Genomic DNA, 20847 nt, shown 5'->3' with positions numbered 1-20847 from the left:
TTTGCATTATAGCAATGGCGTAATCACTAGGGTGATATTCGCGGCTGGAAAATGTAAGCTCACATTGGACTTCCAAGGGTTAACATCGGAGTAATCAATTGTGATCGCGTATTTTTCATTCACCATTAACGCACTGCATCGTGGTTGTTGGCAATCAAAGTCAATCATTTCACCTTGATTAAAATAGCCATTGATCTGCTCATGAGGCCAATATATCAGCTGCATAATTGCCATTAAATACTCAGCTTTAAAATCTTCACCCATTAACACGTTCTGTTGGCTTAACACTTCATCGCCGTTATAGGTGACCGTAAATAATGGCTGTCCAATTGGAGCAAGGCCGACTAAGGCCATTTCTGAGGCGTCTAATGCAAGTTCTGTGAGTAGTTCGTGATGCTTTTCACCATGGGTAAAGCTAATCTTCTGACTTAACACTTGCTCGCTATTGGAGCTGCTTTGTAACAAAGGTGCCAAGCAATAATTCACTTCTGGCGTCAGCTTTACGCAAGTTTGTCGCTGTAGCTGGTGGCTACAGCCTGTGGTTAACATGACGAGTAGTATTCCTATGGCTGGCATTAATTGACGCATGATTAACTCGCTATCGTTTGTTCACGGCACAAATCAACAATCATATTGAGTCGGCGCTCTGAATCTTTAACAAAAGGGTTGTTCGTATCCCAAGCGTAACCTGCGAGGATGGAACAAATCATTTGTTTAATGGTTTGATTAGGATCGTCGTAAAAAATCACATCTTGGAAGCGTCCGTCATACCAAGCTTGAACATAAGTTCTAAAGGTATTTACGCCAAGCATTAAGGGCTTGGCATAATCTTGCTCCCAATCAACTTGTTCGCCATCGAGCTGCTTCACTAATGTCGTTGCAGCCATTTGTGCTGACTGCATTGCAATGGTGACACCGGATGAAAATACCGGATCTAAAAACTCACCAGCATTACCTAATAGTGCAAATTGAGGCGTGGCTAACGTTGACACATTGGCTGAATAACCTTTTAACGTCGCACATTCTTGCACGACCTTAGCTTGGCTTAATAACGCTTTTAAACCAGGCTCTTCGTTAATCAGTTGCCATAATTGCTGCTCTAAATCACCTTGGTGATGTTCAATTAAGTGAGGCTCTGCGACCACCCCAATTGAGCAGCGGCCATTACTGAACGGAATAAGCCAATACCAAATATCTTTTTGTGTCGGATGGACGCTGATGAGAATTTTTTCTCTGTCAAAATTTGCATCAGTAATATTATCGTCAATATGAGTGAATATTGCACTGCGTGAAGGCAGGCTAGATGCTTGCTCAAGATCTAATAACCTTGGAAGCACTCGACCAAAACCGCTGGCATCAAGTACATATTGTGCCGTAATTTGATAACTGTTTGCTTGCTCATCGGTCACCGTTAGCACTGGTGAGGCATGTTGGTTTTCGCCTAAGTCGATAGCATTAACGCTATGGCCATAGCGAATCTCTACCCCTTGCGATACCGCTGTATCTGCCAATATCTTATCAAACTGGCCTCGTTGTACCTGAAAGGTGGTGCCAGGACCGGGAGTAAATTTTTCAGTAAAATTAAACGTCGTGTACTGATTATTTCGGCGAAATGCTGCGCCATTTTTAAATTGAAATCCCGCCGCTTCAACCGCTGGCAACATGCCGGCTTGTTCAATAAATTGCATGCAGCAAGGCAATAAACTTTCTCCAATAGAGAATCGAGGGAAGTGCTGCTTTTCTACAACCAATACGCGTTTTCCTTGCTGGTGTAATAAGCTTGCCGCTACTGCGCCGGAAGGGCCTGCGCCAATAATCACTACATCGACGTGCAGATGTTGAGGTAAGTTTGCACTGTTTTCATCCATGCTAGTGCCGAATGGGTTACTTTCCATATTGGGTAACTTCTCTTGTTATAAAGCTAAAATAGGGTCTTGTTATGAAACTGATAAGTGGTGCGAGTAAAAAGGTAAACCCGATCCCAAACAACAATGTTAAGCCAAAATAATGTATCGCATTGGTTTGACTGAGTGCTAACAATCCAAAAGCGAGTAATGTTGAGCAAGCCGACATAAAGACTGCCATCATCACTCCATTAGCCCCTGTCTTTTTGTCCGTTTTTACCGAAGCAAAAAACAAACTGTAATCAATTCCAATACCGAGCACTAAAATTAATGCCAACGCGTGGAACAAACTTAATGGCGAACCGACAATACCCAAACTGGCTAAGGTCAGTAGAATGGAACTGACTGGAACCAGCACAATCGCTGCCGCCAATTTAAGACCAAATCTTACACTAAAGATGACAATAGCGATGGCGCAAACCAGGGCCAACAATTGCAATGTAATGAGCCGAAACTGGCTCATTAATTGAGAAATTTCACCGACTTTATCTACTACAGCAATAGATAATTGGCTGTCATTAACTCGTTGTGTTAACGCTGTTAAATCATTAATCCCGCCGAGTAAGATAATACTGCCATATTGCTGGCTTTGAGAGTGTTCTGATGGTGCTAACCATAATGCCGCTAAATCATCACCTGCAATGTTAAGCACTGCGTTTGGTTCGATGAATTGGCTGCTTGCTTGCTCAAGCTGCTTGAGCAGCGTTGGTTTAATGGATTCATCGATTCCAAGGCCTGCAGTAATGTCATCTAAGTGCTGCTGGTAGAGTGCCTGATATGCTTGATAGTTTTGCTGCTGTTGCAACTTGCTAGGTAAATAGGGGCTTAGGCCAACAAAGCTTTGTATCTCGTTTGCCTCTACTGCTTGGGATAATAGTGATTGAGTCTGTTCAAGCTGAGATAATAAACCTTGTTCGCTATCAGCGCTGGCGAGAATAAACTGATTGTCAGTGCCACCACTCAGTATTTGCCTCAGCTGGTTTTCGGCTTGGACAATGCGATCAGGGCTTTGCTGTAAGTGACGAATATCATCATCGCTACTGAGTTGGGTAAAACCTAAGCCGATAAATAGAGGCATGCCAACCATCATCACTATTGCTGTTTTGGATAGCTTGCGATCAGTGTGGCTGATGATGATTGTATTTAACCAATTTAGGTAACGACTTGCCCATGATAATGCCTTAGTCGCGTTAGGTAAGCGATGATTGGCTAATAAAGGATAGGCAAACACTAGGGTTAAATAAGCACCAAACAGGCCTGCAGCGCAAAAGATTGCGACTTGCTGCATGCCGGGAAAAGGGGTTAAACCAATCGCGATAAATGCGATGCTGCTAGTCACTAATGCCAGTGTCAATGCTGGCAATATTCGTTGAATGACTTGAGTGGCCGATTGGTTTTTTAACGCCACCTTTTCACAGTAAAAATGGAAGCTATAGTCGATTGCCACACCAATTAAGCTAGTACCGAATACCAGCGTCAGTAAGTGCATTTCACCAAATAGGGCGAGTGTGGCCACTGTGGCAAATAAAAAGCCGCTAGAAAGTGTCACAACGGCTAGTGACAGTGGCATAACACTTCTAAAAGCGAACCATACTAACAGCATCACGCCAATTAAGGAGATGCTGCCAATGGTCGAAATCTCAAATTTGGCGGTTTCAGTTGCTGCTTGGGCATGAAATAAGGTGCCAGCCTGGATCGTGTCTATCTGAGGATATTGACGGCTTATCTCCGCTAAGCTGTCGGTTAGCACTCGGCTTTGATCTGCTTGCCCTTGAGGACTAAAAGCGCTTTGTACTCCTTTGGCAATCACAATAGCAACGGGCTGAGATTGACTAGAACCAAGCAGTATTCCTTGTTCAGTAGAAAGCGAGTTGATTGGCGCGAGTGCCAGTAAATTATCAGGAAAAAGCAGTAGTGGATCTTGCGTTAACAATGCGCTACTGGCAAAACCAAAACTGCTATATAGCTGTTGCTGCGCGGCAGTGAGCAATCCTTGCCATTGAGGAGGCAAGGGCTTGGGTGTGCTCGACGTTAATAAGGGCGAGCCTTGTGCTGTGATGCCAAGTGTCGATCGTTGTTTTTCTGTCAGTAACATAAACCGCTTTGAAAAGTAGTATTTGCTCAAGGCTTGCATGGTATGACTGTCGCCACTACGAACATCAGTAAAGACGCTTGGCTCTTGTTTTAGCTGGTTAATCAGCAGGGTCGCCGCATTAACTGCTTCCACTTTGTTATCGGCAATCAGGCCGATATAAACTTGATCGGCTAAGCGTTTTTCGACACGGTTTAATGCGGTTTGGGTCAGTGGCGCTTCTGATATTTTAGGCAGCATCGCCAAAATATTACTTTGAATCGTCGCACCGGCTTGCCATAAATTTATCCCATATCCACTGACGAGGATGATGAGTAAACACCAAACGATAAAGCGTGATAATGCGTGTTGCGGTGAGTTAAACCAGCTGGCAAGGCGTGACATTATTGACCCTCTGTCACGGATGATGTGGGTTTAAGGTCAAATTGTTGCAAGTCCATTTTGCTAAGGGTTGGGCTGACATGCGCAAACTCGATAACGGTTTTATCTCCGCTCAATTGGTCTTTTTCGGCGATTGTTGGCTTTTCAGATAGCATGGTAAGACGATGTATTTGCTGCTGTCCTTCGAGCACCATAGCCCCGATGGCTTTAGCAATTAGCGGGTCTTTGGCCACTAACCCCAGCTGCCAATATGGGTTGTGTTGGTCAATATCAGGGGCCATGTATAGATGAAAATCTTTAGCTAACGCATCAACATCCCCCGTGAGAAGACCTTGCATTAATTGCGGTAGTTGCTCTGCCATGGCTGAACTGGTTTGGTTTGCTGTTGTTTGTTGAATATTGCCAAAGCTGTCTTGTTGTAACAGGGTATTTTGCTTCAATAACAAGGTGCTTTTAAAAGGGGTTTGCTGTTGCCATAGTAAGCCAATGTCTTGGCTAAACATAAACTGACCAGCACTTTTTAGTGGACGTTTTAACACCGCTAAATGGCGAGTTTGTTGAAACTGCCCCTTGGCTTGCGTCCCGAGTTGTAGTTGGCTCGCAAGATGGGTTAACTGCTCGTTGGAGGCGGTCGTATTAAAGAGAGTGACAACTTGCGCTGCGCTGAGTGCTGTTGGCTGTATTTTTTTAGGGACTGTATTAGCAGGTAGGGTTGTCTGTGTGGTGTCGACGACACTTTGCTCGCTTGTTTGAGCTTGCTTAAGCTCAAAGCCATTCGTCTTGTCTGCGCCATTGCCATATGCGTAAGTTTGACCTACTAGCAGGAAAAATACGAGTACACAGTAACAACCGCCTAGGGACTTCATGACGCACTCACCTTTAGCGATGATATTAGCGATGATAATCGCTCACGTTCTTGAATGAGCTCATCAGTGAGGCTTGATTCATCCAGTAATGGAAGGATTCTCGCGCGAAAGATATCTGGAGTAACGAAACACAACTCTTCAGTGCTAATCTCAACGGCGGCTTGAATAGTATATCCCTTAGTAATGCGCTGCTGGGTATTAGCATCTTTAATTTGATAATTAATCCGTAATCGATTTTCCCATTCAACAATTGCGGCATGGACAATGAGCTTTTGATCAAAGGTGCTACTTTTTACATATTTAAGCTGGGTATCAACAATCGGCCAAGCATAGCCCGAATTCATCATTTGACGATAGTTATAGCCAAGTTCGTCAAGTAACTTACAACGGGCAACCTCGAAATAGCGTAAGTAGTTACCATGCCAAGTGATGCCCATAGAGTCGACATCATGAAAAGGCACTATCATTTCTAATTCAGTGCTAAAAATGGCTTTCATTGTTAACAGACCTCCCACTCAGCAAGCTGAATCTTGCTAACAGTTTGACGTAAAACGGCTTCAAGTGGGCGATCTTCGGTTAATAACTCAAAGTCTGCACTGACTTGCTGAACGGTTTTCGCCAAAGAAGGGGTTAATGATTCTTCTGCCAACTCTTGTTGAGCAATTCGCAGGTGAATACCTTGAGTCATCGCGAGCAGTGCAGCAGCTGCGACTTGTTCAGTCAACTGTAATACTCGCATACAGTCTCGAGCTGCAATGGTGCCCATACTGACTTTGTCTTGGTTGTGGCATTCAGTTGAGCGTGAAAAAACACTGGCTGGCATTGTATTTTTAAGTGCCTCTGCAGTCCAAGCGGATACGCCAATTTGTACTGCTTTAAAGCCATGGTTAATGGATTGTCGTGCGCCAGTTGCTGCAGATAAATTAGCAGGTAACCCATTGTTGAATTTAGGATCCATGACTAAGGCCATTTGACGGTCAATTAAATCAGCTAAATTAGCAACAGTATTTTTCATTGAATCCATGACAAAGGCTATGTGGCCACCATAGAAATGACCACCGTGAAGAATATGCTCTCCTTCACCATCGACAATCGGGTTGTCATTAGCACTGTTTAATTCAGTTTCAATAAACTGACGCATAAAAGGTAATGCATCTTGTAGTACGCCAATAATATGTGGAGCACAGCGAATCGAGTAGCGATCTTGCAGTCTGTCAGAGTTTCTTGGATGGGTATGGTGATTTAAGTCTTCACGAATCCAGGTGGCAATTTGGTTTTGGCCTGGATGAGGCTTAGCGTCAAATAAAATATCATCAAAGTGGTTCGAGTTTCCTTTGAGCGTTAATGATGCCATGGCAGTGATACGACTTGATAATCGTGCCAAGTACTGAGCTCGGTCATACGCTAAACAAGCTAAAGCCGTCATAACCGCAGTGCCATTCATTAAGGCTAAACCTTCTTTTGGACGAAGGGTTAATGGCACAATATTTAGCTCAGCGTATACGTCTTTTGTAGCGCGACGTTGACCTTGATATGTCACTTCTCGCTCACCGACTAAAACGGCTGCTAAATAAGATAACGGGGTTAAATCACCACTTGCACCTACCGATCCTTCTTCTGGTATTACTGGGCAAATGTCTAAATTCAGTAGTAGCTCAATACGCTGTAATAACTCGTAAGTGACACCTGATTTACCAACAGCCAAGGAATTGAGACGACAAGCCATAATGGCACGCGACTGCATTGGCGAGAATATATCCCCTAAACCACAGCCGTGAAAACGTGATAAATGCAGCGGTAGTTCGTGGACTAAATCTAATCCGACTGTCACAGTACATGAGTCGCCATAACCGGTTGTTACCCCGTAAACCACACCTTCTTCATGTAAGAGACTATCAATAAAGCGTGCGCCTTTTTGAATGTACTCTTGGTATTGCTGGCTATCATTTAGCTTTACTGGTGCGCCTTTTGCGACACTGACAACTTGCTCTAAGCTAATAGATTGCTGACCGAAAGTGACCGTTGCCAAAGTTGCAGCTGAAGAAGTGGTTGGTTGGCTCATGGTATTACTGTTCCTGCTTGAAATTGGGATTGCTTGAATGTGAGGGCGACGACAGCTCAGTCGAAGGTGTCACTTCTGTGGGGCCTGAATCTCTTTGGGAGTCTTCATCACGGCGCCAAAAATCGTAAAAATTAAACCATTGCAATGGTTGTTGTGTCGCAAAGTGCTCAAGTCGGCGGCTATATTCTGTCGCCGCGTCAGCTAATCGCTCTGTTCGTCCTTTACGAGGCCCTTTTAAACTGTCTGACAAGTGTTCGACATGGACACGATAACGACCATGCTCTTGTAAACAAAACATAGTGTAAACCGGACAATCAAGTAGCCCAGCTAGAATAAAGGGGCCTTGTGGGAATGCGGCTTGTTGATCAATAAAGTCGTTATAAAAAACGCGACCTGCCGTATCAGATGAGGTGCGGTCTGCTGCGATAACGACTAATTCTCCAGCGGCAATTTTGTCTTGTAATAGCATCGCCGTGCTTGGTCCCAATTCATTGACTTGAATCAGATTTAAACCACTATTTGGGTTTAATTGTTTTAGCACGTTATTAAAGTTTTCTGCATGACTGGTCAGCACCATCACATTGACTTTGACTTGTTGCTGGTGGATAGAGATCGCACGACAAAGTTCAAGGTTACCTAAGTGAGACACCAATAATACTGCACCTTGGCCAGATGCCACTTGGTCTGCTAAAACGTGTCTGTCAGGAAAGTCTACCTGTGCCAGTTTAATACGATCGCACCATGCATCGATTCTATCCAGTGCCGCATTTCCAAAAGCAAAAAAGTGCTTCAGGCTGTCTCGCCATGTAACAGGATCAGATAATTGTTCATGCTGCGGATGTTTACGCTTAACTCGACGTAAAAAGTCCATGGAGGCGTTTCTTGCGGTTACGCCAGTAAGGAAGAAGTAGCAAATCACAGGGTACATGATTGCTCTACAAAGCCAATGACCGCCTAAACGATAGCTGTCAGCAATGAGCTTAATGCCCCAATAACTGCCACGCTCACCCATAGCTGACCAGTGTTTATTAGCGTTTTTTTTTGACAGAATTTGCGGCAAACGTTTTAGCATCCCGAAAAATAAGCCGGTATGCATTGCTGAAATGCGGACATTATCTTTAATACCTTGAAAGTGACTAATGCCATCTTCAGGGTAAATCACCTTGGTAGAAATATGCTTTATTGGTACACCTTGCCAGTGCAGCTTGACCATAATTTCAATATCAAAGTCCATGCGCTCGCCTAGCGCTTGCTGTTTAAATAACTGCTCTGTAGCAGCAAGAGGGTAAACTCTAAAACCGCACATTGAGTCTTGAATATCAAAACTTAGGGTCTCAACCCACACCCAAAAGTGGGTGATATAACGGCCATATAAACGCCCTTTAGGAACTGACTCATCATATTCGGGTTTGCCTGAAATCAACGCAAGAGGCTGTTCTGATGCGGCTTCAATCATGGCTGGAATATCATCTAGACAGTGCTGACCGTCGGCATCAATTTGCAAAGCATGGCTATAGCCATCTGCATAAGCTGCCCGCAGACCTGTGGTGACTGCTGCGCCTTTACCTCGATTAAAGGGATGCGTTAGTAAGGTTACCCAATCATACTTATCTGCTAATGATTGCAATAAATAACGCGTTTCATCATTACTACCATCGTTAACTAAATAACAAGGTAAGCCTATAGGTGCTAAAGCGATTAATGTGTCAGCAATGGCTTGTTGATGATTATAATTGGGAATAATCAGAGCCAGTTTCATGATTGGCCATCCTTATTGCATGTTGCAGAGGCCAAAGCTAATGCGATGCGGCCTGAAGCATACCGTTTGTCACCATCACGGTAACTAAAGGTTAATTTTGACTTGGCGGCATTGTGGCTAATGAATAGCTCAACTTCAGTATCAGGTAACATTAATTGTTGAAACTTAAGCACTTCTAGCGTGGCAACGGTAGGCTCGTAACCAAATGCTTGGCAGCCAAGCTGAATTGCCCAATCAAGTTGGGTGACGCCAGGTAATACGGCTTGTTCTTCAAAGTGGCCTTTAAAATAATCTAACTCGGCAGACACAAAGATCCGCCAACAGATCTCATCTTCATTGCTGTGTTGCGCTAATATTTGGGGTAACGCTGATTTAATCATCATTGAATACTGCTAATAGATCGGTTTGTACACGCTTACCCTGTGCGTTAAGCGGTAATGTATCAGGATAGCGCCAGCGGCGTGGTAACGTGACTCGTTCGAACTGACTTAATAGATGCTTTTTAAGGTGATTATTGACACTTAATTTACCGGCATCATCAAGCTGCTCTAATCCTTCTTCAGATAAGCAAATTGCCGCACCTAGCATGGTTCTTGGCTCGGTTAGCTGAATCACTGCAGCTTCTTTCACAAACGGATGAGTGCAGAGCAAGCCTTCCATTTGCGCTAGAGATAAACGTTTTTCTTCCACCTTTACGATGCGGTCGAGTCGGTGTAACAAGGTAAAACGGCCATCTTCAGCTAATTCAATCTTGTCATCACACTTCATCCATCCATTACTGGCAGGTAAATAAGGTGATTTGAGCATCAATGCGCCATCTTCATCATTCTCACATATCTCAACGCAGCTGAAAGGAAGCCAAGTTCTGTTTGGCTCCATTTGACGTCGATAGGCAATACCGCCAGTTTCTGTGCTGCCAAAGACCTCTATAGGGAACTGACCATAGCAGGTATGAATGTGCTGAGAGGCATCGTATGACAAAGGGCCACCTGAACTGAAAATCAGACTTGGTGCTAACTGTTGTTGTTCAAACTCTAAAGCTTCTGGCAAGCGTGATAATTGGGCAGGGCTACTTATCAAGCATAAGTTCGGCATTAAGGCGATGTAGTAACTTAAGGTTTCAGGGTATTCAACGAGATCACTTAAAAACGGACGACTTGCAGCTAAAGGCCACAATATTTTGAATAACAAACCATAAATATGTTGATGTGAAACGGTAGAAATAACGCTGCACTGTGGCAGTCGAGATGCAAAGGTTTGTTCTAAAATGCTGACTTCAGCATCCAGTTGTTCAATTGACTTTGCAATGGCTTTAGGTTCGCCGCTACTCCCTGATGTGAATAAAACTAACTCGCCAATTTGGCTGGTTTCAGGCCAAGATTTATTGGCAAGGCCGAGCTCTTTTTTAAGCAAAATAAATTGCTTAACTTCACTAAGAGGCTGATCTGAAATTACCCCATCAAAGGCATGGTTTAGCTCAGTTAGCGTGCCACCTTGGATATTAGCGGGCAAAACCACTTGCTTACCTGCAAGCAAGGCTGCACACATGCCAGCAGCAAATAAATCACTGGTTTCAGCTGCGAGTAACCAACGTTTGATTGGGCTGGCATTAAGTTGTTCAAATAGATGGGCAACATGGGCTGTAAACAGTGAACCCGTCACAATGTCATGATGATTGAAACTAATTAATTGTTGCGTTTTAGGGCCATTATGTAGCCAGTTTATCAGCAAGTTATTCATGTTTTTTCAACCAAAATTTGCGATATAACCATTCTCCACCGAGTAATAAACCCATGAGGATATAGGCAATGAATCCATTATAAAGCGTCCACCATTCAAGCGAGGCAAACTGTGCAGTGTAGAGCGCGAAACTGCCATTGATGATAAATAATCCACACCATAAACGGGTGACATTATTTAAATAACCAATGGCCGAATCAGGTAAATCTGGTTCTTTTAATCTGGCCAAACGTTCAATCATACTTGGGCCTTGTTTTAGTGAGTAACTAAATAGCCCTAGCATGGTGAGGTTTATCACCACTGGGTAGAACAGTAACCAATCATTGCGTTTAGCAATAAAGCTCGCCGCTGTGAGTCCAATGCCCACCAGTAGCGGCAGCGCCATAGACTTAAGTTGTTGCTTACTCAGCGCAAGTCGCGCAATTAATACAGCACAAAGTAGTAATGCTATTGTGCCTGGTGGTAAGAACTGCAAACCTAAATACACCGCTATCGGGTAGCAAATAAGTGCGATGGCGGTGATAATTTGCAGTACTAGCACCATTAATCTTTCATTAAACCTTCAATCGCATTAACGACATCTTCAACTGTACGCACTGTTTTAAATTGCTCTGGTTGAATCTTTTTTCCGGTCATTTGTTGAAGCTTTATCACTAAATCCACAGCATCAATACTGTCTAAATCAAGTGCTTCATAAAGTGAAGCATCTAAGGTGATATCTTCTGCTTCAATTTCAAAATCATCGACTAAAATTTGCGTCAACATGTCTAGGATTTGATCACGATTTTCCATGATGACTCCTAAGAACGCTGTGATTCAATAAAGCTAGCTAAGCTTGCTACGCTGTAAAAGTGTGCTTTAGTTGCTTCTGAGTTAGCTTCTATTTTGATATCGAATTGCTTTTTAATTGCTAAACCTAGCTCAAGCGCATCGATTGAGTCTAATCCTAAGCCTTCACCAAATAGTGGTGCGTCAGTTTCAATATCGTCGATACTGACATCTTCTAAGTCGAGGCAGTCAATAATGAGCTGCTTAATTTCGTTGTGTAAATTCATATTAATATTCTAATTGTGATTGGTGTAATTAATGTTTGCTCATGTTGCGTAATGGCGGTAATGCTGTGAGTTGCTCAGCGTAATACTGCTGTAACTCTCTTGTCAGAACTCTGGCCATTTTAGCTTCATTGTTTTGACTAGCATCATACCTTAGGTACTCAAAAGGTGCGCCCATTTCTACAGACATATTGATTGTTTGCCTTGGTAGTTCGTACCAAGGTTGCTGTTTTGTCAGTCCGGCCACATCAATACGAAGTATGACAGGCATGATATCAGTTTGTGTACGTAATGCGATATTTGCAGCGCCACGTGCAAATGGATTTGTTTTAGCTCCCACAAGGGTACGAGTGCCTTCTGGGAAAATAATTAAGTTTGTATCCGTTGCTAACACTTGCTGACAGTCTTTTAGTAACAAGTCTGCACCACGATTAGGAATATACCCTGCTGATGCTAATACACCGCGTATAAAGGGGTTGCGCCATAATCCTTGTTTAACAATACAACCGGCATTGGGCATTAAACTGATTAACACCACCACATCAACCAAGGTTGGGTGGTTAGCCACCACTATCACTCCTTTTGCCTCGCTTAAGCTAGGGAGCGTTTTGGTACTGACTTTAATGACTCCGGTTGCACTGAGCATCCACACAAAACCTTTAAACATAATGTGGACCGCTTTTTGTACTCTGGCAATTCGTTGCTGTTTTGTACCCGGCCACAAACGTAATACAGGTAAAACAGTGAGCGAGCTTAATAGTCCACCTAAACCAAAAACAACATAACATAAGGTGCCACCTATCCAACGAGGTACATATGCTAGCCCCGTTAAGTAAGGGGCGGGTTCAGGGAACTCTACTGAGCTGTTTCTATTCGTCATACTCTGCAACTTATTATATCAACGACTTTCATGTCGCTGGGTCGTGTGGTCATGACCTAATTGCGGGGTCAATTGCCACTGCCAATGAGCCAATTGACCTGTTAGCGAAGTTTGCGAAGCAATAGCATGAATAAATTGCGCATAACTGATTGGCTGGGACTCGTTTGTATTGCCGTTTGATAGCGTCAATTGACCTAGAACAGTGTGCTGATGCTCAGTGCTGTTGGCTGGGGCAAGATATAAGCCCATTGCCAAAGGTAATTCATATTCTTGGGTGTATTGATTGTAAATAGGCGGGACAGGATCGTCACCAAAGACAAGCAGAACCGGTTCAGGGTTTTCAGCTAGCTGCGCAAATACTTCAATCATGGCTTGGGATAGGCTTTCTTCACCTGCTGCAACAGAAGTTGAAGCTGCGGTATTGCCACTCACTATACCGTAAATGCCACTGGCTGTGTTGTGTACTGACTGGCTGAAAGCTAATGGAGAAAGCGCTTCTTTATCAACAATATCTTGTAATAAATCCAGTGTGCGAGTGAGTTCGCCATGACGAGAAGCAAACACGCTGCGGCAATGTTTTGCGGGTTGGCAGTCATGGGCTGCAGTCAGCATCATTTTAGTTAAGCGGCTAAAGCGGCGACGTTGCATGGCTGGCACGTGAGCTAAAGCGGGAGAGGTTTTATTTTCTGTAGTCGGGGTGACAGCATTATCCCATTGGCGCCAGCTTTCTTTATCTTGAAAGTCTAGAGACCATGCGCCCCATGAAAGAATATCAAATACTAATTGCACTACATTGCCTCTGGTACGACTCAGGTATCCCTTGCTGAGATGGCCACATCGATAGGGTTTGGACGCTATGAATATGGCAGCTTGTTGTTAATTTAATAACGTCAGCAATTGTACCGTAATATTTAGCATCACAAAAACAAAAAATAGCGACATAAGGTCGCTATTTTGTTGGTGCTTGAACTGCAAACCTGATCGAGTAACTTGCTCTTATTAGATTAGGGTTTGGCAGCGATAGGTTGGCTAGTACTAAAAATACCTACCAAAGCTAGTTGTTTAGCTGTTGTTTAAGCTTTCTTACAGCACCTTTGATTTTCTTGGTATTTTCAGGCCCCATGCGCACCATTAATTTTTGAATGTTGGGTAGCGACTCAAGTTTAGGGTCAACAAATAAATAGTTAACACTGATTGATGACAGCTCAATTGGATCTTCGATAATAGGGGCTGCCAAAATCACATCAAATGCTTCTACCATGCGTTCATTGAAGCTCATGTCACTATAACCAAGTTCTTCGAATGCTTCGTCAAATAAAGGCGATAATTCTTCAAAAGTACTGATTAGCTGTTCATCATTCATGCCCGCTATCATGTCTGCATAGAGATCATAACGGTGGTAGCTGTCTGGGTTTAAGTAGATTTTGTCGGTAATTTCACTGACGCTAAAGCTGTCTTTAGGACCTTTCAAAGGGCTGGCTTTATGAATGACTTCACCTTGTGCCATGTTGTCGACAAATACCACAAACTGGCGAGCAATGTCTTTTTTAAGGATGATGGATTCGATTTTCATTCCATCAGCCATTTCAATGGTTTTTTGCTCTACAAAATCATCACTTTCGGTCAGTACTGGTAACGGTTCAACGACCACTTCAGGTTCTGTTGGAATGATTTCGGTCGGCTCAACCACTTCTGGTTCAACAATCACTTCTTCAATTGGCTCTTGCTCGATGGGCTGTTCAGGCACCGGCTCTGGCAATTGTACTGGTGTTGGGGCTATCACCTCAGGTTCAGACGGCTCTGACGTGAAATAGAAATAACCTGCACCAGCCAAAATAACGGCAATGGTTACGCCGATAACACCTGCATTGCTGCCACCTGCACGGCTCGATTGTGGTGTTGCTCTGTCTTCTTGATTGACTTGCATTTCTATTCCTTAGCTTTAAACATCAAAAGTGGAACTGAACACGAGATAAATATTGTTTAGCCTCAAGCTCATCACTCATTCTGCAATATTATTAACGCTTGTCTAGTGATAATAGACCTAAGTTAACAATAATTTATGCTTGTACGTATTGCTGGCGATCACCTAACCAACGGTGAATGATGCCATCAACATTTTCAGGTACTTGTCGCATGACATGTGCGGCAAGTTTTTGGGTGTTTTCAATTAAATACTGGTCTCTGACCAAATCTGCTATTTTCATTTCTGCCAGCCCAGTTTGACGAGTGCCGAGCACTTCACCTGGGCCGCGGATCTCTAAATCTTTTTGGGCAATAACAAAACCGTCATTACTCGACCTTAATACACCAAGTCGTTTTGTTGCTGTTTGCGACAATGGCGCTTTGTAAAGCAGTAAGCAATGACTCACGACTGAGCCGCGACCGACACGACCACGTAATTGGTGTAATTGCGCTAAGCCCAGTCTTTCGGGGTTTTCAATAATCATCAAACTGGCATTGGGTACATCAACACCAACTTCAATCACAGTGGTTGCCACTAGTAAATGTAGCTCACCCGCTTTAAATTGAGCCATTATTTGCTGCTTTTCTGCGCTTTTCATTCGTCCATGCACCAGACCAATATTGAGCTCTGGTAATAAACGACTGAGTTCTTCTGCTGTATCTTCAGCAGCTTGGCATTCCAGCACTTCAGATTCTTCAATTAAGGTGCAGACCCAATAAATTTGTCGATTGTCGTTTAAGGCTGCTTGCTTGACCCGCTCAATGACTTCATCACGGCGATTATCACTCACAGCAACTGTACTGACAGGCGTTCTGCCAGGCGGTAGCTCATCAATGATAGAGGTTTCTAAGTCTGCATAAGCTGTCATTGCTAACGTGCGAGGTATCGGAGTGGCTGTCATGATCAATTGATGAGGATGAAAACCTTGGCTAATGCCTTTTTCACGTAGGCCCAACCGTTGATGCACTCCAAAGCGATGCTGCTCATCGATAATTATCAGTGCTAATTTGTCAAAACTGACTTGCTCTTGGAAGATGGCGTGGGTGCCAATGACCATATTGGCGCTACCATCAGCGATATCCGCGAGTGATTGAGCCCTTGCCTTGCCTTTTAGTTTACCTGCAAGCCAGCCGACTTTTAGTCCGAGCGGCTCAAACCACGCTGCAAAATTAATGGCATGTTGTTCAGCCAGCAACTCGGTGGGTGCCATCATCGCCACTTGGTAGCCATTTTCAATGGCTTGTAGCGCTGCCAGTGCAGCAACTAAGGTTTTTCCTGAACCGACATCACCTTGCACTAAACGCATCATTGGTGTTGGTTTCTCAATATCTTGGCTTATGTCTGCACCCACTCGCTGTTGAGCCCCTGTGGGTTTGAAGGGCAGGGCTTTTAAAAACGGGTTTAGTAGTTGGCCTGTTGCCGAAAGCGTGACAGCTTTATCAAGGTTGTTACGTTGACGCAGCTTTAGCATACTTAAATTGTGCGCCAATAACTCTTCTTGTACTAACCGCTGCTGAGCTGGATGCATCCCCATCTCCAAGTCAGCTTGTTCGATGTCATTGGGAGGCCTATGTATTAACTGTAAAGCATGGCTAATACTCATATTATTGGGTTGCAACTCGGCGGGGAGTAACTCGGTTAACCCGCCGTGAGTTAGGTGAGTCAGTGCTTGTTCGGTTAGTTTAATCCAACTGGCTTGTTTAAGACCTTCTGTTGAAGGGTAAATGGGGGTCAGTGAATCACTTAATTCTGGATTCTCGCCTTCTTTGATTATCTTGTATTCGGGATGAATAATCTCAAAGTGTCTTTTACCGCGCTTAATTTCACCATAAGCACGAATAATCGCGCCGTTTTGCATGSCATTACGTTGGGCAACTGAAAAGTTAAAGAAACGTAGGGTTAGCATTCCTGTGTCGTCTGCAATAGTGCAGGTCAGCATGCGTTTACGGCCAGGAACAATTTGGGTAGAAATGATTTCTGCTTCGACAGTGCCATACATGGCAGGATATAAACTCGCAATGGGATAGATTTGGGTGCGATCTTCGTAGCGCATAGGCAGATGAAACAGCACATCTTGTACTGTTTTAATGCCCAGCTTATCGAGTTTTTCAGCGACTTTTTTGGCTACGCCTTTTAAGTCGGTAATAGGAACCTGATCCAATGGTTGCAAATCCACAATGCCTTCATATTGTCGAGTGTTGGCGCTATCATGCTAGCAAGGGTTAACAGAGTTATCCAATAAGTTATACAGTTCACTATCGAGTGAGAATGCTTGCTAGAGACAATAGTACTGTAAATATATACAGATATTTATGCCTATCTTAGCAGAGTTTGAATACAAGGCAATAATATTCCCCTTTTTGGCAGCTAAGCAACGCTATAACCAGCCTTTTTGTTTAGCGATACGGGCAGCATCAATACGATTACTGGCATTAAGCTTACTGATCGCTTCAGACAAGTAATTCCTGACTGTCCCTTCGGCAATGAACAGCTTCGCGGCAATATCACTGGTAGATAATCCTTCGCTGGCAAATCGTAACGCTTTTCGTTCCTTATCATTTAGCGGATCAATATCCCCGATGGCACTGATTGCAAGCTCAGGATCGATCACCTTTTTGCCAGCCATGACCTGCTTGATTGCCGATAATAAACTTTCTGTGGGGGCATCTTTTAATAAAAAGCCATCGACGCCACAGCCAAGCGCTCGCTTGATATAACCGGCTCGACCAAAGGTGGTTAAGATAATGATTTTAGTTTGCAGCGCAGCACCTTGCTGTTCTTTAAGCCATTGCGCTAATTCAAGGCCTGTATGCCCTGGCATTTCGATGTCACTGAGCAGTAAATCAAACGAGTGTTGTTTGAGTAACGCAATAGCCTGAGTGCCGTCTTCGGCTTCTGTGACTTCAACTGGGCCAATGGTTTCATCATTGCTAAGAGTGAGCAGTGCTGAAAGCGCTCCTCTCACCATAGCTTGATCCTCTGCCAGTAAAATTTTCATGAATCAGCTGTCCTTATCGGTAGAAAGAGGCAATGAAATCGTGAACTGATAACCATCGGTAATTTGATAGTTAAATGCGCCTTTGAGCAATTGAGCCCGTTCTGCGATACCTTTTAGTCCATTCCCTTCCACTATCGCTTGTGTTGATGAATTATCAGATAAACGTACGTTTAGGGTGTTGTTTTGATGGCTAAACTGCCACCAACATTCAGTTGCGGTGCCGTGTTTGAGCATGTTATTGACTAGTTCAGTAAACATTAACCCTAGTTGTGATTCATATAACTCGGGCATCTCAGGTAATTGGCCGTTGACGTTCACTTCTATGCTTTGTTCTCGAAGGGATGCGGTTAATTGCTGTAAGGTGTCAGCCAAGCCTTTATGTTTATAATCCGATACTGTTTGTCTGATTTGACTAAGGCTGTCTCTGGCTATTTCTGCTAATTGACTCAAATGTTCTTTTGCTAAAGGCAGGTTTCCTGCTTCAACGAGTTTTTCCGCTAACTGCGCTTTAAGGGCGATAGACGATAAGTTGTGACCCATAATATCGTGAAGATCTCGAGCAATTCTTTCTCGTTCTAGGGCTGTCGCTAAACTGGCAATTTCATCATTTGATTGACGTTGCTGACGTCTAATTCGCTCATTGTTATGTTCTACTACACCAAATAATCCCACCACAAACACGATTAACATGCCGTATAGCGGGAAATAAAATGCGGGATACCCTACAAGGTAGTTTAGTGTCCATAACCCAATACTGATGGCGATAAAACTGATAATGCTGGTGCGTAATGAGTAAAAAAAACCAATAAAAAAGCCCGCAAAACTAAAAAATGAAATTCCGCCGCTGGTAAATAAACTGGCGATAACCGCAGTCGAAATCATTAACGATATGGGGTATATGGCTTTTGCTTGGCTACTTTTATAAGCCCAAAAATAACCGTATAAGAACGGAATTAATAGCAATAGACTAATGCTTACACGCATAACATCATCACGCATAAACCAAATAGGTATGAAATAAAAAATGAGGTTTAACAAATAGACCCAAGCCGTTTTTTGCTTGTAGGCTTTTTCTGGGTGGTTGTTTTCGTTAGTGGTCATATCCGTGTGAACCATTCCTTGAGCAGACTGATTGGCAGTATCTTGAGTATTCATAACCTTTCCTTAGCAAGTTAGCATACTGCAACCCATCGGCAATGGGTAGCAGTAGCTAACAGCGCCCTGTGGCATTATTGACTAGCATTCACTGTAGAGGTTGGGTTTAGCAGGAAGTTAGCCCAACCATAGTCTGGATTAATGGTTAACGCCTGTTGCCAGTCCTGCTTTGCTGCATCTTGTTGACCGAGCTCTTGTTTGGCAAGACCTCGCCAAGTGTAAGCTTCAGCATGTCCCCAACAGATCTCATCACAAGGGTTTTGATAGCGTGCAATGGCTAATGAGGCCAACTCACTGGCTTTGTCGTAACCTCCACCATATTGCGCAGGCGTGTAAAATGCACTCATAGCTTTAACTAATGCAATTCGAGGGTTGTCGGGACTTAATTGTTCAGCCTGCTGTAATAAAGCGCCTGCTTTAGATGATAATTGTTGGGCTTTAGCGCCGTCATAAGCGATTTGCATGCCATAGATTTGCGCTAATAATGTCATCGATTCAGCATGATCTTCACGACTGATAACAGCTTCAAGTGTGGCTTGTGCATCAGTAAACGCACGTTTTGCGACACCACGTTGTCCTAAAATATTGGCAGTAATTGCAATACGGTATTGGGCATAGGCATGTTCATAATCAACACTTTGCTGGCTGATTTGATTGAGCGCTTCAAGGTTCATGGTATTGGCTGCAGCATCAATACTACTGATATCTGCGACACTGGTTTGACTGACTAAAGATAAGGTTGCGGCAATAAATAATGTTTTCATGATTAACTCCGTTTATTCAAGTGTGTGTTGAGTGCAGAGTTAGTATTCAATATTGGCGTGAATGTGTGCAGGCACAAACGTCATCAGTTTATAATGACAAATGTCATTAATAAAAAAGCCAGCATACTGAATTAGCATGCTGGCTTATGGTTTAGTCCTGATGTTATCGTCTTAGGCTTTTTGTTTGACTCTATCGCATAGACTGAACCGTTTTATACTTACGCTTGGATCACTAAGTAACTGATATAGCCTAAATAGCTGGCGACTAAAACAGCAGCTTCTCGGCGACCAATCCGCAGGCCTGTGTAAGCAAAGGGCAGTAGTACTGCTGCTAATGCGATCATGACCACCCAGTCTATTTGGCTTATCTCATTACTGATAATAGGGTGGATAAGGGCCGTTACCCCTAAAATCCCTAAAATGTTAAATAGGTTTGAACCAACAACATTACCAATCGCTATATCACTTTCGCCTTTCAGTGCTGCCACAATAGAGGTGACAAGCTCCGGCATACTGGTGCCTATCGCGACGATGGTGAGGCCAATAACCACCTCACTAATACCTATCGACTTTGCCATGGCAACTGCGCCATCGACAAACAAAATGCCGCCACCGACCAGCATAGAAATACCGACAATAATCATTAGTACTGAAAGAAGGTTGCTTTGATTTGTTGCACTTTCAGAGTCGTCATTTTGTTGTTTGTCTGCTGTGAAATAGCTAAATAGTAAGTAACTGATAAGCAACGTAGTGAGAATGACGCCATCAAAAAAGCTTAAACCACCATCCAGTAATAACCCCCAAAACAATAATGAGGCCGCAATCATAATAGGGATATCTCGGCGCACCATCTGTGATTCGATTTTTATTGGACGGATAAGCGCGGTTATTCCTAAGATTAAACCGATATTGGCAATGTTTGAGCCGATAACGTTGCCCAACGCAATTCCGCTATTACCTGCAATAGCTGACTTAACACTCACTGCAAGCTCAGGGGCGCTGGTGCCAAAGGCCACGATTGTTAAACCGATAATAAGCGGCGTAAGTCCCAACTTGAGCGCTATTTGACTGGCTCCTCGCACGAGCGCTTCTGCACCTAGGGTTAAAATCAAAAAACCGCCGATAATCGACAACATAATTAGCATGATTCACTCTCAAAAATGGCTGAAACCGAAATGGACGGCAAGCATAGTGATTTTTTAGTTTTGCGCAATTTAAATTATCGAGC

General features: G+C 43.6%; 20 protein-coding genes. All 20 read right to left on the bottom strand.

Annotated features, from left to right (window positions below):
• Window positions 1-6: 6 nt before the first annotated feature.
• The gene (locus tag A9267_RS17430; RefSeq protein WP_065110123.1) at window positions 7-588 is read right to left on the bottom strand and encodes a DUF3261 domain-containing protein; all 582 of its coding nucleotides are present in this window, start codon (window positions 586-588) and stop codon (window positions 7-9) included.
• Between the two features lie 2 nt (window positions 589-590).
• On the bottom strand, window positions 591-1868 hold the full coding sequence (locus A9267_RS17425) for an NAD(P)/FAD-dependent oxidoreductase (RefSeq protein WP_156669200.1): 1278 nt from the start codon (window positions 1866-1868) through the stop codon (window positions 591-593).
• A 16-nt stretch (window positions 1869-1884) separates the two neighbouring features.
• The gene (locus tag A9267_RS17420) at window positions 1885-4380 is read right to left on the bottom strand and encodes an MMPL family transporter (RefSeq protein ID WP_065110121.1); all 2496 of its coding nucleotides are present in this window, start codon (window positions 4378-4380) and stop codon (window positions 1885-1887) included.
• Window positions 4380-5243 (bottom strand): outer membrane lipoprotein carrier protein LolA, encoded by an 864-nt coding sequence (locus A9267_RS17415; RefSeq protein ID WP_065110120.1) that lies wholly within the window; start codon window positions 5241-5243, stop codon window positions 4380-4382. Before A9267_RS17415 ends, A9267_RS17420 begins: the two co-directional genes overlap by 1 nt.
• Window positions 5240-5740, bottom strand: a complete 501-nt coding sequence (locus A9267_RS17410) for an acyl-CoA thioesterase (RefSeq protein ID WP_065110119.1) — start codon at window positions 5738-5740, stop codon at window positions 5240-5242. The genes A9267_RS17415 and A9267_RS17410 overlap by 4 nt, the downstream gene beginning before the upstream one ends.
• A gap of 2 nt (window positions 5741-5742) precedes the next feature.
• Window positions 5743-7305 carry an HAL/PAL/TAL family ammonia-lyase gene (locus A9267_RS17405; protein ID WP_065110118.1) on the bottom strand — a complete coding sequence of 521 codons (1563 nt, stop codon included), beginning with the start codon at window positions 7303-7305 and terminating at the stop codon, window positions 5743-5745.
• 4 nt (window positions 7306-7309) lie between these two features.
• Window positions 7310-9064: a glycosyltransferase family 2 protein gene (locus tag A9267_RS17400; RefSeq protein ID WP_065110117.1), complete on the bottom strand. Its 1755-nt coding sequence runs from the start codon at window positions 9062-9064 to the stop codon at window positions 7310-7312.
• Window positions 9061-9444 (bottom strand): ApeI family dehydratase, encoded by a 384-nt coding sequence (locus A9267_RS17395; RefSeq protein WP_065110316.1) that lies wholly within the window; start codon window positions 9442-9444, stop codon window positions 9061-9063. Before A9267_RS17395 ends, A9267_RS17400 begins: the two co-directional genes overlap by 4 nt.
• Window positions 9437-10804: an AMP-binding protein gene (locus A9267_RS17390; protein ID WP_065110116.1), complete on the bottom strand. Its 1368-nt coding sequence runs from the start codon at window positions 10802-10804 to the stop codon at window positions 9437-9439. Before A9267_RS17390 ends, A9267_RS17395 begins: the two co-directional genes overlap by 8 nt.
• Window positions 10797-11348 carry a hypothetical protein gene (locus A9267_RS17385; RefSeq protein WP_065110115.1) on the bottom strand — a complete coding sequence of 184 codons (552 nt, stop codon included), beginning with the start codon at window positions 11346-11348 and terminating at the stop codon, window positions 10797-10799. Before A9267_RS17385 ends, A9267_RS17390 begins: the two co-directional genes overlap by 8 nt.
• The gene (locus tag A9267_RS17380) at window positions 11348-11596 is read right to left on the bottom strand and encodes an acyl carrier protein (protein WP_065110114.1); all 249 of its coding nucleotides are present in this window, start codon (window positions 11594-11596) and stop codon (window positions 11348-11350) included. Before A9267_RS17380 ends, A9267_RS17385 begins: the two co-directional genes overlap by 1 nt.
• An 8-nt stretch (window positions 11597-11604) precedes the next feature.
• Window positions 11605-11859: a phosphopantetheine-binding protein gene (locus A9267_RS17375; protein ID WP_055025258.1), complete on the bottom strand. Its 255-nt coding sequence runs from the start codon at window positions 11857-11859 to the stop codon at window positions 11605-11607.
• 28 nt (window positions 11860-11887) lie between these two features.
• Window positions 11888-12736, bottom strand: coding sequence for a lysophospholipid acyltransferase family protein (locus A9267_RS17370; protein WP_065110113.1), 849 nt, complete (start codon window positions 12734-12736; stop codon window positions 11888-11890).
• Window positions 12737-12754: 18 nt separating this feature from the next.
• Window positions 12755-13525 carry a beta-ketoacyl synthase chain length factor gene (locus tag A9267_RS17365; RefSeq protein ID WP_065110112.1) on the bottom strand — a complete coding sequence of 257 codons (771 nt, stop codon included), beginning with the start codon at window positions 13523-13525 and terminating at the stop codon, window positions 12755-12757.
• 265 nt (window positions 13526-13790) lie between these two features.
• Entirely contained in the window at window positions 13791-14663 is an 873-nt protein-coding gene (locus A9267_RS17360; RefSeq protein WP_065110111.1) for a DUF3014 domain-containing protein, read from the bottom strand.
• A gap of 133 nt (window positions 14664-14796) precedes the next feature.
• Window positions 14797-16872: an ATP-dependent DNA helicase RecG gene (recG, locus tag A9267_RS17355; protein WP_065110315.1), complete on the bottom strand. Its 2076-nt coding sequence runs from the start codon at window positions 16870-16872 to the stop codon at window positions 14797-14799.
• 207 nt (window positions 16873-17079) lie between these two features.
• Complete coding sequence (locus A9267_RS17350; protein WP_065110110.1) at window positions 17080-17700, bottom strand: response regulator transcription factor; 621 nt, start codon at window positions 17698-17700, stop codon at window positions 17080-17082.
• Window positions 17701-17703: 3 nt separating this feature from the next.
• A complete protein-coding gene (locus A9267_RS17345; protein WP_225442152.1) occupies window positions 17704-18855 on the bottom strand; it encodes a sensor histidine kinase in 1152 nt (383 codons plus the stop codon).
• Window positions 18856-18929: 74 nt separating this feature from the next.
• Complete coding sequence (locus A9267_RS17340; RefSeq protein WP_065110109.1) at window positions 18930-19619, bottom strand: tetratricopeptide repeat protein; 690 nt, start codon at window positions 19617-19619, stop codon at window positions 18930-18932.
• A gap of 218 nt (window positions 19620-19837) precedes the next feature.
• Window positions 19838-20764 (bottom strand): calcium/sodium antiporter, encoded by a 927-nt coding sequence (locus tag A9267_RS17335; protein WP_065110108.1) that lies wholly within the window; start codon window positions 20762-20764, stop codon window positions 19838-19840.
• Window positions 20765-20847 lie beyond the last annotated feature (83 nt).

Source organism: Shewanella sp. UCD-FRSSP16_17 (genome assembly GCF_001675935.1).
Taxonomy (GTDB): domain Bacteria; phylum Pseudomonadota; class Gammaproteobacteria; order Enterobacterales; family Shewanellaceae; genus Shewanella; species Shewanella japonica.
Note: the sequence above shows the minus strand (reverse complement) of the source record. Positions and strands in the feature narration are given on the sequence as shown.